A 16,740-nucleotide genomic window follows, 5' to 3' on the forward strand; every position below is an offset into this window, starting at 1 on the left:
CTAGTTCTGAGATTAGATAATGTAAGAATCAAATAACTGATAAATAAATGAAAACTTGCAATTTACTGAAAAAGTTAGCAATTAATTGTCTAAAGCAAAAGCTAAAAAATATTAGGTAAAGGAATAAGCATGATTTTCAGAGTTTATCTTATTATTAATTAGTGTATCAATTTCCTAATTTAAGGGAAGCAGAATTAACTACGAAAAAAAAGGAAAAAGTTATTAATGGCACGTGCAAAATTTGAAAGAAATAAACCTCATGTCAATATTGGAACTATTGGCCATGTAGACCACGGTAAAACAACCTTAACTGCTGCAATTACAATGAGTCTAGCAGCGCAAGGAAAGGCTAAGGCAAGAAATTATGCAGATATTGATGCAGCTCCAGAAGAGAAAGCACGGGGTATCACAATTAATACTGCTCATGTAGAGTATGAAACAGAAGGACGTCACTATGCTCATGTAGATTGTCCAGGACATGCTGACTACGTAAAAAATATGATTACAGGTGCAGCTCAAATGGATGGTGCAATTCTAGTAGTTTCAGCTGCAGATGGCCCAATGCCCCAAACTCGTGAGCATATTCTGTTAGCAAAACAAGTGGGGGTTCCTAATATAGTTATCTTCCTTAACAAGCAAGATATGGTAGATGATGAAGAACTTTTAGAACTAGTGGAACTGGAAGTTAGGGAACTTTTAAGCGACTATGATTTTGATGGAGATAATATTCCTATCGTGGCTGGTTCTGCTTTACAGGCAGTAGAAGCACTAACAGCAAACCCAGGAATAGGAAAGGGAGAAAATGAATGGGTAGATAAAATTCTCTCTCTGATGGATGAAGTTGATGGGTACATTCCTCAACCAGAACGTGATGTTGATAAGCCATTCTTAATGGCGGTAGAAGACGTATTTTCTATTACGGGTCGCGGTACTGTAGCTACAGGACGGATTGAACGTGGTAAGATAAAAGTTGGGGAAACTGTAGAATTGGTTGGAATTAAAGATACTCGCAATAGTACTGTTACAGGTGTGGAAATGTTCCAGAAAATTCTGGACGAAGGAATGGCTGGAGATAATGTAGGATTACTACTACGTGGTATGCAGAAAGATGATATCCAACGTGGTATGGTTTTAGCTAAATCAGGTTCTATTACTCCCCATAAGAAGTTTGAGTCAGAAGTATATGTTCTCAAAAAGGAGGAAGGAGGCCGTCATACACCTTTCTTCCCAAATTATCGCCCTCAATTCTATATTCGGACAACAGATGTGACTGGTGCTATTGAGTCTTTTACTGCTGATGATGGTAGTGTGGCAGAGATGGTCATGCCTGGTGACAGGATTAAAATGACAGTTCAACTAATCAATCCAGTGGCCATTGAACAAGGTATGCGTTTTGCCATTCGTGAAGGTGGGAGAACTATTGGCGCTGGTGTTGTCTCTAAGATTGTAGAGTAGGAAAACGTCCTGAGAAATTAAGTAGTAGAAAAGCAGTTATGTAAGTTATTGATTTTTGCTTTTCTGCTGCTTATTTAACGAAAGTCTAAAACTTCGCCTTTTAAGGGGAAATGTTTTTAGAGGATTGCTGACTCATCCCTGTTACCAAAAAAACTTCTAACTTCATATTAGTCCTTTGCAAGTAAAGAAAACTAGCAATTGATAATTGAAAAATTAAAAATCTGAACCTAGAAAATTGAAAATAAATGGCCACAATTCAACAGCAAAAAATTCGTATTCGTTTGAAAGCATTTGACCGCCGTTTACTAGATACATCTTGTGAGAAAATTGTAGATACGGCAAATAGAACAGGAGCAACAGCGATTGGGCCAATACCTTTGCCCACAAAAAGACGTATTTATTGTCTGTTGCGATCGCCCCACGTTGATAAAGATTCACGAGAACATTTTGAAACCAGGACACATCGTAGAATTGTAGATATCTATCAACCTTCCTCAAAAACAATTGATGCTTTGATGAAACTTGATTTACCAGCAGGTGTAGATATTGAAGTGAAGCTATAGATAAACTAAGCCATGAGCAAATAGATAAGAGTTGATACTTGTTAATAATGCCATAGCCTTAAGAAGTAATTTGCTAATCTACAGTTTTTGATATCTTAGAGTTAGATTTACTTTGATAAGGTAAATATTAATCTTAGGGTACTGTTGAGGATAGTGTTGAAGATAGTGAGGTATATTTTGATATTAATCTCTCTTAACTATTCTCTAAGCTCCTAAAACTTTGTAACTAATAAACTCTAAAATAGCTGTAAATTAATATTTGCTCCTTTAAGCAAGAGCACGGGTTTTTAATTAACCTTAAGATCTAACTAAGGCAATATCTCAAAACCTTGGTGATCCTCAATTTTTATCTCAAAATTATCAAAAATCTCAAAATTATCAAAAATATTAAGTATATATATATCCAAGGATAGAAAAATCCGCTTATAATAAGTCTAATTACTAAGACTCTATTAAAACTGGAAAATGGCATCCTCTTCTGTAGCTGTTCGAGAACTTCCCCTATTTCCCTTACCAGAAGTAGTATTATTTCCGGGTAGGCCATTACCACTATATATCTTTGAATTTCGCTATAGAATTATGATGAATACAATTCTAGAGAGTGATAGTAGATTTGGAGTTATGATGTGGGACTCAACCCAAGATCGAGTTGTGGCAACTGGATGCTGCGCTAGAATTGAGGATTATCAGCGTTTACCTGATGATCGAATGAAGATTTTAACTATAGGTGAGAAGAGATTTAGAGTTTTAGATACGGTTAGAGAAAAACCGTATTTAGTTGGTTTAGTTGAATGGATAGAAGATGCTCCTTCTGAAAAGGAGCTTAGAGAGTTAACAACAAAAGTTGATCTCTTACTGAAAGATGTAGTTCATCTTTCGGGAAAATTGATGGATCAGAGGATAGAGCTACCAGAAGATATTCCTAATTTACCTAAAGAATTATCCTACTGGGTAGCTAGTAATCTTTATGGTGTGGCGACAGAACAGCAAGCTCTTTTGGAGATGCAAGATACTGGTGCTAGACTAGAAAGAGAAGTAGAAATTCTCACTTCTACCCGCAATCATCTTGCAGCTAGAACTGTTCTTAAGGATACTTTAAATTGACATTCTCTCAAAGTTACTTACTCTCAAAGTTGCTTAACTGCAAAACCTAATGTTTTTTTTGATTGGACATCATCTCAATGCTGCTCTATGAGACAGCATTGAGGTAAAAAAATATACCAAATGGGTTTAGTTGGAACGTATAAAGTAGAGTATTATATACTGTTTGTTAAACTGTAACATTGTTGGCAATTTCTTATGTAGATCCCGTGAGCTCTGAAGAAAAGTATAAATGCTAATACATCAAACTTATGAATTATATCCCTTGGCTACTAGGAGATAAAATAGGATAGTTTTTGTTCTTGATTAAGTCCTGGGTTTCATCATTAGCCCATTTATAATAATCTAGTAATAATTGATGGGTTAATCTTTGTTTGATTGTCATTAATACACTTTTGAGTAAACTATTACCAGTTGTTTCTAAGACTGGTAATGGTGTCAACAATAATGGAGGGGGTAATTCTACTTTAACTTCTAAATCAGCTTGACCTTTGAGATGAGTAACTCCTTTCAATTCTAGGGTATCAAGGATACCAACCAGATTCAGGTTAAAGCGTTGGTTTATATACTCTACACCACGAATTTCACATCTGTCTGACTTTAAGTAAATTTTGCCTTTAGTACTAGACCACAAGCGCATATCTACAGTTGGTTGAATGCTTAACATCATAAAGTGTAGTGGACGCATTTTTAGGCGGAAACAATTTTGATCTAATTGCTCTAATCTTGTTGGGTCAACTAAAGCATTAACTAAGCGCTTTGGTTGACGAAGATAATGTTGAATAGGAACTTTTTGTTCTACTACAGGAATATCTACTGATTGTGAAGCAGTAAATTTACAAATCATAATTTTAAAAAAAAATCAATAGCTGATAGCTAAAATATAATATTAATTAACATTGAAATAATATTAATTAACATTAAAGTTTGTTAATTTCATTAATTTTATATTAAAGTATATAGTCAAGTTTGGTCAATAACTAACATTCAGATTTAGGTAAAATGGTAATATTGATTAATTAATTCTCATAAATGATATTGCCTCACAAATGGGAAGTAAGTAAACAAATGTAATTTTATTTTGCAAAAATGTAAATTATTTGTACTTTGTAAAAATTTTGTTGGATGTAAAATTTCAAATAGAGTGAGGTTCTTATTCAAGGGGATAAAAAAAAGTCATTTTGGATTTTCTGGCCTCCGGTTTCAGTCAGAGGTACTCATAGCTGATAACTGATAACTTATAACTGAAATGACTATATCTATTGCACATCTTGGTCCTGCTGGAACTTATACAGAAACGGCAGCAGTGGCATTTTCTGAAAAACTGGGCCAGCATGGTCAAAAATCTATTCTGTGTCCGTACCCTAGTATTGCTCAAACTTTATCGGCAGTTTCTCAAGAGCAAGTGAATTTGGCAGTTGTACCTGTAGAAAATTCTATTGAAGGAAGCGTTACTGTTACTTTAGATACGCTTTGGAAACTGGATATTTTAGAAATTCAAACAGCATTAGTCTTACCTATTTCTCATGGGTTGATATCACTAGCTACTAGTTTTGAGGAGATTAAAATTGTTTATTCTCATCCACAAGCTTTAGCTCAATGTCAAGGTTGGCTAGAAAAGTTTTTACCGCAAGTAAAGCAAGTTCCAGCTAATTCTACTACAGAAGCATTAGAGCATTTGGAAAAAGAGCGGAGTGCCGGAGCGATCGCTTCTCATAGAGCTGCTAAAATTTATAAATTACCTGTATTAGCTTATCCAATTAATGATTATTCTGATAATTGTACTCGCTTTTTGGTATTGAAAAAAGGATGTACAGAAATGGAAAATTCAGCTTTTAAACTAATAATTAATACAAGAGATAAGCCAGAAAATTTAGTTTTTACTTCTTTAGGTTTTACTGTACCTGCAAATGAACCTGGAGCTTTAGTTAAACCATTGCAAGTATTTGCTAAAAGGGAGATTAATATGAGTAGAATAGAATCTCGTCCAACAAAACTATCTCTAGGTGATTATTTATTTTTTATTGATATAGAAGCTAATATTAATCATAATTCTGTTAAGGTAGCGATAGAAGAATTAAAAACCTATACACAAACCCTTAAAATTTTTGGCAGTTATATTCTTATGTCTATCAATTAATAGTGATTAGTATTTAATTACCAGTTTGGTTTTGTGATCTTTCCTGACTGTTGATCATAAATATATTCTATATATCTAAATACTTTCCTAATATCTAAATACTTTCCTATTTTATATTTTTTTTTAAAATCAATGCTTCGGTTTATTTAGTTGTTATCCTATATCTCTATATACCCATTAATATATTATACCACTTTAAAAAGAAGAATGCATTTTATGGTCGTGTATTTTGATAAAAGTAGCTGAAAAATATCAAGCACTGTGGCAATTTATTTGAGACAGGTACATCGAGCATTTTTCGCTTTTTTCCAAAATTTACTAAAATCTCGCTCTTTCTTCTAGCCTCGAAACTAGGGAGGTTCTACATAAGGTCTCTACAATTTGGAATAAATATTTATTATGTTTTTTAGCGCCAGGATATATAGCAAAAATTCCTGATATTTAGTATTACTATTTCTTCTTTTTTACTAACTAATTTAGATTATATTTTGCAGCGTAACTAGCAGACGTTGAATTTGTTTTTCCCAAGTTAAATCTTGCATAAAATTCACAGCAGCATTACTCTTAAGTTTAGCATTTTTTGGATCTGAATATACTTTTTCTAACATTTCAACTACTTCTTCAACATCAGATTCCCCCCAACCTTCTACACCTGGAAAAAGAGGGGTAGGTTTGACAGATTTTTGACAACGTAGTGGATAACAATGAGAGTCATTAATAATATCTAAATGCCCGGTATTAGCAGAAATAATTGTTGGAATACCACAGGCAAGACTTTCCATTGCTACGAGATTTGTACCCCCTTCACAACGATTTGTAAATACAGCAACATCAGCTTCTCGTAATATTTGTCCAACCATATAATTGGGAATAATACCGACATCAATAACTGCACTGCTAGGAATATCATTTTCTAGCAACCATTGAGTAATTTGTAAATGTTTATTTGGACTAATTTTAGGTAGTCCAACAACATTTCCAGTTTGCTCAATTCCTGCCATAAATTGAGGCCAAAAATTATGCCAAGCTGTAATTAATAGTGCTTCTGGATGACGTTTTTGGAAAATTTTAAAAGCTGCTATAACAATATCTTGACCTTTGCGATATTCTAGTTTTCCACCAGAAAAAATAACAAAGCGATCGCTAAAAGTATTAGATTTAGGTGCTGGATGAAAAATGGTTTGATCGATACCTTGTAAAACTTTTTGTAGAGGTTTTATACCATTACTTTCTAAAACATTAGTATTCCAAGTAGAACCTGTAATAATCAAATTGTATGCTTGGGCACGATTTATTTGTTCTGAAGTAAATTTAGTATTTTCTGAGAAAATAATTCCAATATTTTGGGTGCCTATAAGATTGTTACTAATAGAAAAATTACTATTTAATGCTTGTAATATTGGCAAGTTTACTTGCAATTTTTTACCTTGTTGATTCTTGAGTTGATTTTGCAAATTTTTTTGCTCATTAAAAGCTGGATTTAGTAAAGCTTGATGGAGAGGGTTTAAGGTTCCAGGTTGAATGGAAGGAGGTGTTAATAGTAGGGGTTTATATCCTGGGGTTTGAAGTAGTTGGAGAGTAAGATTAATGCCATAAATACCCCAGCCAGTATGATGGTTTAACGGCCAGTTAATAGCAATTATTTTGATGATTTCCGAAGTAGATTTTTTTGAATGTTCGGGTTCTTTGATATTACTATTAGTTGCTGGAATTAAACCTTGAGTTTGTAGATTTTTGGGAGAATTTATGAAGGTAGACGAAGGCGTGTTTTTTGGTAGTTTACTAGATTTATATTGTGCTAAAGCTTTTTGAATGGCTTCTTCTGGCAATTTAATAGCCGTTCTTTCAGAAATTTTATTGGTTGGAGAATTATGTTCTAGTAAATTTTCTAAGCTCTCTTTAACTTGCTTCAATACACTATTCCAATATCCTATTTTTGCCTGTCTAAATAATCTCATTGTCGGATACCAAGGACTATCTTTGCGGTCTGTTAACCACCGCCAGTCAGAATCAAAATTTAACATTACCCAAACAGGTTTACCTAATGCTCCTGCTAAGTGAGCAATAACTGTATCTATTGTAATTACTAAATCTAATTGTTTTATGACTGCTGCTGTATCAGTTAGGTCATTAAAAGATGAGCTTAAATTATGTATTTGAGTTTGAGATTTTAACCATTCATTATCTGCGACTGAGACTTCTTTTTGTAAAATATAAAAGTTAACTGTATCTATATTGATAATTTCTTCTAAATATTCAACCGGACAAGAGCGTCTTTGACTAGTTTTAATAGTACTACTTGTTTGCCAACATATTCCTACTTTGAGATTGTTTTCTGGAGCAAGTGGAATGGGAAAGTCGATTGATTTTGGTACAGATAAATAAGGAATTTCAGTAGGTATAGTTTCTAGAGTAGTTTGGAAAATTCGAGGTAGGCTCATCAATGGAATTTGCAGGTCAAAATCTGGCAATTTTTCACCTTTAACAAATAATTCATCTATTTCTGAAACTGTAGTAAATAATAATTTTAATCCAGCTTGATTACATTCAACAATTACACGGCCTCCTAATTTTTTTACCAGAGGAATATAGCGGATAAATTGAATAGAATCTCCTAAACCTTGTTCTGTATAAATGAATAAAGTTTTTCCTGGAAAATTTGAGCCATCCCATACAGGTTGACCAAAACTACGAGTTTCATAATCTTGACGTTTGCACCGCCATTCATATTCAGAAAATCCTTGAATAAAATCTCCCTGTTTTAGAAAAATTAAGCTGAAACCAAAGTGAGCATCAATATAATTCGGTCTGATACTCAGAGCTTTTTGATAGCAACGAATTGATTCTGTAATTTCACCTTTACCTTTAAATATTTGCCCTAAATTATGCCAAGCTTCAGCATAATTTGGTTTCCTAGAGAGCGCTTTTTGATTATGAATAATTGCTGCATTAAATTTATGCTGATTTTTCAGAGCAATAGCTAGATTAAGATATGTTTGTTCATTATTCGGATTTAAGCTAATTGCTTTTTGACAATAAGTAATAACTAGATTAGTTTTATCTGTTTTTTGGGCACATAAACCAAGTATTTCAAAAGCACCAGCAACATCCGGTTTATCTTGAATAATTAGATGGCATATCTGCTCTGCTTCTTCAAAGTTTCCAGCTTTATATTTTTCTAAAGCAGTTTGGAGTAATTTACTATAATTATTGACTGTTTTTTTGAGCTTATTAGATGTGTATTTTCCTAGAGCTTTCTTGACTCCAGATTCTGGTAATTTGAGACTTATAATTCTGGATTTTTTTTCGACATGGGCAGCATTTTCTACTAAATCTATTAGACTATTTTTAATTTGTTTAATTATACTATGCCAATCTCCTATTTTTGCCTGTCTAAATAATCTCATTGTCGGATACCAAGGACTATCTTCCCGGTCTGTTAACCAGCGCCAGTTAGAATCAAAATTTAACATTACCCAAACAGATTTACCTAATGCTCCTGCTAAGTGAGCAATAACTGTATCTATTGTAATTACTAAATCTAATTGTTTTATAGCTGCTGCTGTATCAGCTAGGTCATTAAAAGATGAACTTAAATTATGTATTTTAGTTTGAGATTTCAGCCATTCATTATCTGCGACTGATACTTCTTTTTGCAAAATATAAAAGTTGACTGTATCTATATTGATAATTTCTTCTAAATATTCAACTGGACAAGAACGTCTTTGACTGGTTTCGGTGGTACTACTTGTTTGCCAACATATTCCTAATTTAAGATTGTTTTCTGGAGCAAGTGGAATAGGAAAGTCAATTGATTTTGGTACAGATAAGTAGGGAATTTCAGTAGGTATAGTTTCCGGGGTAGTTTGTAAAATTCGAGGTAGACTCATCAATGGAATTTGGAGGTCAAAATCTGGTAATTTTTCACCTTTAATAAATAATTCGTCTATTTCTGAAACCGTGGTAAATAATAATTTTAATCCGGCTTGATTACATTCAACAATTACACGGCCTCCTAATTTTTTCACCAAAGGAATATAGCGGATAAATTGAATAGAATCTCCTAAACCTTGTTCTGTATAAACTAATAAGGTTTGACCCGGAAAATTAGAACCATCCCACACAGGTTGAGATAAATTACGACCGATAAAACCTTGAGTTTTCCACCGCCATTCATATTTAGAAAAACCGGGGATAAAATTTCCCTGTTTAAGTAAAGCGTTTGCTAAACCAAAATGAGCATTTACATGATTTGTGTTTAGTTCAATAGCTTGTTCATAATATTTTTTAATAGCTTGTTCATAATATTTTTGAGATTCAGCAAGTTTTCCTAATTGGAAAAAAATATAGCCTAAGGAATGATTTGCCTCAATATAATCTGGATTTAGCTCAAGAGATTTTTGACAATATTCAATTGCCAACTCAAATTGACCTTGTTTTTGCAAAATATTCCCTAGTCTACACCATGCTTCGGCATGATTAGGGTGAATTTCAATTGCCTTTTGATAATAGGTATTCGCCTTTGGTAAGTTTCCATTTTTTTCCCACACAAAGCCTAAATTAATATTGATCCATGAGCTGTTAGGATTAATTTTTCTAGACTTTTTATAGTTAATAATTGCTAAATCAATTTGACCTTTTTGTAAAAAAATCCATCCTAAACTTGAGTAGTTACTACTATTATTCGGTTCCAGTTCAATAGCTTTTTGATAATGAGCGATCGCCTCTTCTAAACGACCTTCTTTTTTCATTAGTTTGGCTAAGTTTGAATAAGCTTTAGTGAAGCCAGGATTCAAATTAATAACTTGATTCAAAAGCTGAATTGCTATGTCATTTCTACCTGCTAAATTTTCTAGTACAGCTAATAAATTGAGTACCTGAAAATCTTGAGGTTTTTCTTCAAGTATTAGACGGCATATTCTTTCTGCTTCTACTAAATTATTTTGTTGATAATATTGATATGCATTCTCAAAATTTGCTGGTAAATCTGGTAAATTTTTCTGAGATTCTATAAATTCCATTAATGCTTCTTTTACCTCAATAAGTACACTATTCCAATCTCCTCTTTTTGGCTGTCTAAATAATCGTGCTGTGGGATACCAAGGACTATCATTTCTATCTAACATCCATCGCCAGTCAGGTACAAAAGGTAATAATATCCACACAGGTTTACCTAATGTTCCTGCTAAATGTGCTACTGCTGTATCAACAGTAATTACTAAGTCAAGTTTAGTAATAATTCCAGCAGTATCAGCAAAGTCATTTAGCTGACTACTTAAATCTAATATAGGCAATGTTTTTAATAATTTAAGATCTACTCCAGGTTCTTTTTGCAGACTATAAAAACTTACTCCTGCTACGTCTAAAAGATACTGAAAATTCATTAATTTACAAGAGCGTTTAACAGCAGTTGGACTGTCCTGGTTTGTCATCCAAACAATACCAACTTTCAAGTAATTTCTTTCTGGAGATTCTAATTTTATCGACGGAATTTCAGGTATGTTTAAATTTTTAATTGGTGGAGGAATATTGTCTAAAGTAGTACCAAAAATACGAGGCAATTCTAACAATGGTGCATTAACATCAAAAGTCAAATTTACTATTTCTTCTAAACATTGCTCAATTTCAGGAATTTTTTCGAGCAATCTAACTAAAGGTTTTTGACAAGCTAGAGTTATGCGCGCTCCCTGTTTTTTAACCAATGGAATATAACGGATAAATTGAATTGTATCGCCATATCCTTGTTCGGCATAAATAAGGATTTTTTTACCTTCTAAGTTCGACCCATCCCAAAGCTTTTCTGGCTGTATTAAAAATAGAGCTTTACTAGCTTGCCAACGCCAATTATATTCTTGGAACCCTAACTTTAAATCTCCAAGAAGTAGCCAAACTAAGCTTAAATTTAGATGTACTTCAGGAAAATTTGGTTCTAGTTCAAGAGCTTTTTGATAAGAGGCAATACTGGCAGTGAAATTTCCTTCTTCCTCAAAAGTAACTCCCAAACTATTGTGTGTCATTGCATAATCTGGATTTAGCTCAAGGGATTTTCTAAAATATTCAATTGCTAACTCAATTTGACCTTGTTTTCGCAAAACAACCCCTAAATTGCACCATGCTTCGGCATAATTAGGGTTAATTTCAAGGGCCTGTTGATAATAGTTACTTGCCTTTGATAAGTTCCCCTTTTCTTGAAAGACAAATCCTAAATTATTGTATGCCTGAGCATAATCTGGATTTAGCTCAAGGGATTTTCTAAAATATTCAATTGCTAACTCAATTTGACCTTGTTTTAGCAAAATAACCCCTAAATTGCACCATGCTTCGGCATAATTAGGGTTAATTTCAAGGGCCTGTTGATAATAGTTACTTGCCTTTGATAAGTTCCCCTTTTCTTGAAATATTAATCCTAAATTATTGTGTGCCTGAGCATAATCTGGCTGTAAATTAATTGCTTTTTGATAATAGGTGCTTGCCTTTGATAAGTCTCCCTTTTCTGCCCAAGCAAAGCCTAAATTGAAGTTTCCTTGTGAGTTATTAGGATTAATTTCTATAGACTTTTCAGAGTTAATAATTGCTGACTCAATTTGACCTTTTTCTAAAAAAATAAATCCTAAATTTGAATAGTTACTACTATTATTTGGTTCCAGAGAAATAGCTTTTTGATAATGAGCGATCGCCTCTTCTAAACGACCTTCTTTTTTCATTAGTTTGGCTAAGTTTGAATAAGCTTCAGTGAAGCCAGGATACAGATTAATAACTTGATTCAAAAGCTGAATTGCTATGTCATTTCTACCTGCTAAATTTTCTAGTACAGCTAATAAATGAAGTACCTGAAAATCTTGAGGTTTTTCTTCAAGTATTAGACGGCATATTCTTTCTGCTTCTACTAAATTATTTTGTTGATAATATTGATATGCATTCTCAAAATTTGCTGGTAAATCTGGTAAATTTTTCTGAGATTCTATAAATTCCATTAATGCTTCTTTTACCTCAATAAGTACACTATTCCAATCTCCTATTTTTGGCTGCCTAAATAATCTCATTGTTGGATACCAAGGACTATCTTTGCGGTCTGTCAACCAGCGCCAGTCAGAATCAAAATTTAACATTACCCAAACAGGTTTACCTAATGCTCCTGCTAAGTGAGCAATAACTGTATCTATTGTAATTACTAAATCTAATTGTTCTATAGCTGCTGCAGTATCAGTTAGGTCATTAAAAGATGAACCTAAATTATGTATTTTAGTTTGACATTTCAGCCATTCATTATCTGCTACTGATACCTCCTTTTGTAAAGCATAAAAGTTGACTGTATCTATATTAATAATTTCTTCTAAATATTCAACTGAGCAAGAACGTACTTGACCGGTTTCATTGGTACTACTTGTTTGCCAGAATATTCCTACTTTAAGATTATTTTCTGGAGAAAGTGGAATGGGAAAATTGATTGACTTTGGTACAGATAAATAAGGAATTTCTCCAGGTATAGTTTCTAGGGTAGTTTGGAAAATTCGAGGTAAACTCATCAATGAAATTTGAAAGTCAAAATCTGGTAATTTTTCACCTTCAACAAATAACTCATCTATTTCTAAAACCGTAGTAAATAATAATTTTAATCCTGGTTGATTACATTCAACAATTACACGACCTCCTAATTTTTTTGCCAAAGGAATATACCGGATAAATTGAATAGAATCTCCTAAACCTTGTTCTGTATAAATTAATAAAGTTTTCTCAGCAAAATTAGACCCATCCCATGTAGATTTTGCAAAACTACGAGTTATATAATCTTGACGTTGACAGCGCCATTCATATTCAGAAAATCCTACTAACAAATCTCCTTGTTTAAGAATAATAAATCCTCTAGCAAAGTGAGCATTGATATGATTAGGATTTAACTCAATACATTTTTCATAAAGAACTTTTGCTTCTGTTAAATTACCCTGTTGTTTCAGAATATTAGCCCAAGAGTAATAAATATAAGTATTATTTGGTTGAATCTCTAGAGATTTTTGATAACAACAAATTGCTTCTGGAATATTGCCTTGAATCTTAAATATTACACCTAAATTATGCCAACCAGAAGCCTCATTTGGTTTCAGTTCAATTGCTCTTTGATTATGAACTATTGCCTCGTCTAGTTTTTGTTGTTTTTTCAGAACAATAGCTAACCCTAAATGAGTTTTATAATTATTAGGGTTGAGGTTAATTGCTTTCTGATAGTAAACAATTGCTAAATCAATTTTGTCCGTTTTTTTTGCACACAGAGCAAGTATCTCAAATGCACTAGTACAATTGGGTTGCTTTTGAATAATAAAGTGACATATTTCCTCTGCTTCTTTCCAGTTTTCTACCTGATATTTTTCTAAAGCTATTGTCAGTAAGTCCTGAGTTGTAACTGATAATCCTGGTTTAATTATTGATGGATAATCTGTCTTTTCATATTTATAAAAAGTCAGTAATTTAGAATATAAAGCACCAAAAACTTCTTGAGAAACTCCTTGCCAATCTCCCATTTTTTTCTGTCTAAATAATCTCATTGTTGGATACCAAGGACTATCTTCACGGTCTATTAACCAACGCCAATCAGAATCAAAATTTAACATTACCCAAACAGGTTTACCTAATGCTCCCGCTAAGTGAGCAATAACTGTATCTATTGTAATTACTAAATCTAATTCTTTTATGACTGCTGCTGTATCAGCTAGGTCATTAAAAGATGAACTTAAATTATGTATTTTTGTTTGAGAATTCAGCCATTCCAAATCTTCAGGAGAAACTTTTTTTTGTAAAATATAAAACTTAGCGTTATCTACATTTAAAATAGATTGTAAATCTTTAACAGAACAAGAACGTTTTTTGCTAGTCTTGGTTTGGCTATCTGTTTTCCAGGCTATACCGATTTTGAAACTATTGACAGTTTCTAAAAATTGATTTTTTTTTGATTCTGGTACAAATAAATAAGGAATTTCAGTAGGTATATTCTCTAGGTTAGTACCAAAAATTCGAGGTATGCTCATTAATGGAATTTGTAGGTCAAAATCTGGGAATTTTTTACCGATAACAAACAATTCATCTATTTCTGAAACCGTAGTAAATAATAATTTTAATCCATCTTTATTACATCCAACAATTACACGGCCTCCTAATTTTTTTACCAAAGGAATATAACGTATAAATTGAATAGAATCTCCTAAACCTTGTTCGGTATAAACTAATAAAGTTTTCCCTGGAAATTTTGATCCATCCCATACAGGTTGAGAAAAGCTATGATTTATATAATCTTGACGTTTACAGCGCCATTCATATTCAGAAAAACCTTGCATCAAACTTCCCTGTTTAAGCAAAACAGCAGCTAAACCAAAGTGAGCATTGAGATAATTTTTATCTAGTTTAAGAGCTTCTTGATAATACTTTTGTGATTCCGAAAGTTTTCCCAGCTCTAAAGATATAGTACCTAAACTATGATATACTTCAGCATTATTTGGTTTAATTTCAAGAGATTTTTGATAATGCTCAATAGCTGCCTCAAATTGGCCTTTATCTCGCAAAATAAGTCCTAAGTTATGCCATGCCTCAGCATAATTAGGACACAATTTAATAGCGATTTTACAGTGACGAAGGGCAGCATCAATTTGCTGATTATCTTGAAGTGCAACAGCCAAATTATTATGAGTTTCTGCATAATTATAATTAACTTTTAAAGATTTTTGATAATAAGCGATCGCCTGTTCTATTTGATTGTTTTTATAAGCACATAACCCTAAAAGTTCTAAAACTAAAAAATTATTCGGTTGTCTTTTTATAATCTTATGACAAATGTTTATTGTCTCTTCCCAGTTTCCAGATTGATATTTTTTAAAGGCTTGTTTAATTTCACCATCATCAAATTTGATGTCCATAGGCTTTGACATTTTCTTTTGACAGTAATTATTCTCCAGCAATTTTTTTTAATTATCTTTCACACCTTAAAATAGATTTTCTCAATCTATAATTTTTGACCAAAAACTTAGGAATAGCAATTCTCAATTTTTATTTCTGTTATCCCCAAAAACTATAACCCAATATTTTGATTAATTAATTTAGTTCTAAATATTAAATTTTTAACTAAAGTTAACCCCATATAATTTTAGTTTTAATCTTGCTATTGGGAGTTTTTTTGATTTCTTCAACTATTAATAATTTTTACCCTAATTACTAGGCACAAAAAAAACTAAAAATTATCGTAGCTGTGCCAGGTTATCCCATCAAACAAATAAACAAAAAAATGTGTTATAATAAAATAATAACCATATACATACTATCAGTACATTGATCATAAAAAGGTCATAGTTAAAAATAGTATCAATGTCGATAAATATCTCAAATAAATTCCTATTTAATTGCAGTAAATATTAACCAACCCAAAGACATTCAAAACCTCGGAGTAAATAATCACCCAAAAGGTTTTCATATAACATTTTCTTCTAGGACTAGAAGCCTTTATAATTAGAGTCATTAAGTCAAAGGTTTTTTGATTTAAATAAATTCCTTTATTGAAATCAGTAGTAATTCTTTAGTGCTACATAAGTATTTAGATATAGTCTATAACGCACCAGCCCACTTTGCTATGGCTCAAATGATGATAATTTATGAATTGGCCTTTCAGGATAATTAATAAATTTATTGTGCTTACTGAGGATTTGGCAAAAATTCCCCAGTTATACTTATATTTATATCTTCCTCTCTATTTTTTGTAACCAAGAAACAGTTATACCCCCTTAGTAGGGGTTAAGGGGACATTAACTTCTGACTTCAAACAGAGAAGGTTGACAAGGACTAAACGAAAGACGATGTTGAGGTGACACCCCGTAATTTATTATTCCTTGTTTATGCTTTTTTGTACCATAACCTTTATTTTTCGTCAAGTCATAAACAGGATATTTTTTTGCTAAGCGCATAATCAAAGTATCACGCCAAACCTTAGCCACAATACTTGCAGCAGCGATCGCCAAACACTTACTATCCCCCTTCACAACAGTCCTTTGAGGTATAAATAAATCTCTAATCTCTTGATTTCCATCAACCAAAACCAAATCTGGTCTCAATTTTAGCCTCAAAACAGCCCGCTTCATTGCCAACAAAGAAGCCTTGAGAATATTCAAACGGTCAATTTCCCGTACAGAAGCAATACCAATTTGACAATCCCAAGCCACTGTCCGAATCAGAGAAGCCAAATGACAACGACGTTTTTCCGTCAGCTTTTTACTATCTGTCACTCCAGTACTAGCCAAATCATCCAAAACATCTTCTGGCAAAATTACCGCTGCTGCCACGACAGGTCCAAATAAGGCTCCACGCCCCACTTCATCCACACCAGCACTTAGAAATGAGTATAAACCATCAATAATTAAGTCAGAAGAATTCTCGATTTCCACCTAATGAAACCTCCTCAAACTTACTCAAATCAAAATAATTAAATAGGTTGTTCACTTACCTATT

Annotated in this window: 7 protein-coding genes; 4 read left to right on the plus strand and 3 right to left on the minus strand. The window is 32.7% G+C overall.

The annotated features are described in order from the left end of the window. Nucleotides 1-225 precede the first annotated feature (225 nt). The 3 genes from tuf (at nt 226) to TERY_RS02255 (ending at nt 3,122) form a co-directional block, all read left to right on the plus strand. Entirely contained in the window at nt 226-1,455 is a 1,230-nt protein-coding gene (gene tuf / locus TERY_RS02245) for an elongation factor Tu (protein ID WP_011610327.1), read from the plus strand. Nucleotides 1,456-1,709: 254 nt separating this feature from the next. Beyond that, nucleotides 1,710-2,018, plus strand: coding sequence for a 30S ribosomal protein S10 (rpsJ, locus tag TERY_RS02250; protein WP_196797285.1), 309 nt, complete (start codon nt 1,710-1,712; stop codon nt 2,016-2,018). Between the two features lie 465 nt (nt 2,019-2,483). Then, the gene (locus tag TERY_RS02255) at nt 2,484-3,122 is read left to right on the plus strand and encodes an LON peptidase substrate-binding domain-containing protein (protein ID WP_011610329.1); all 639 of its coding nucleotides are present in this window, start codon (nt 2,484-2,486) and stop codon (nt 3,120-3,122) included. 253 nt (nt 3,123-3,375) lie between these two features. On the opposite strand, the gene TERY_RS02260 is transcribed toward TERY_RS02255, so the two are convergent. Then, a complete protein-coding gene (locus TERY_RS02260) occupies nt 3,376-3,966 on the minus strand; it encodes a DUF1997 domain-containing protein (RefSeq protein ID WP_011610330.1) in 591 nt (196 codons plus the stop codon). A gap of 402 nt (nt 3,967-4,368) precedes the next feature. On the opposite strand from TERY_RS02260, the gene pheA reads away from it, so the two are divergent. After that, nucleotides 4,369-5,259, plus strand: coding sequence for a prephenate dehydratase (pheA, locus tag TERY_RS02265; RefSeq protein ID WP_011610331.1), 891 nt, complete (start codon nt 4,369-4,371; stop codon nt 5,257-5,259). Nucleotides 5,260-5,735: 476 nt separating this feature from the next. Here pheA and TERY_RS02270 read toward each other — a convergent pair whose 3' ends face one another. Together TERY_RS02270 and TERY_RS02275 are read right to left on the minus strand one after the other, a co-directional pair. Beyond that, nucleotides 5,736-15,173 (minus strand): tetratricopeptide repeat protein, encoded by a 9,438-nt coding sequence (locus tag TERY_RS02270; protein WP_011610332.1) that lies wholly within the window; start codon nt 15,171-15,173, stop codon nt 5,736-5,738. Between the two features lie 867 nt (nt 15,174-16,040). After that, on the minus strand, nt 16,041-16,676 hold the full coding sequence (locus TERY_RS02275) for a ribonuclease HII (protein WP_011610333.1): 636 nt from the start codon (nt 16,674-16,676) through the stop codon (nt 16,041-16,043). Nucleotides 16,677-16,740: the final 64 nt, after the last annotated feature.

The sequence above is a fragment of the Trichodesmium erythraeum IMS101 genome (assembly GCF_000014265.1).
Taxonomy (GTDB): domain Bacteria; phylum Cyanobacteriota; class Cyanobacteriia; order Cyanobacteriales; family Microcoleaceae; genus Trichodesmium; species Trichodesmium erythraeum.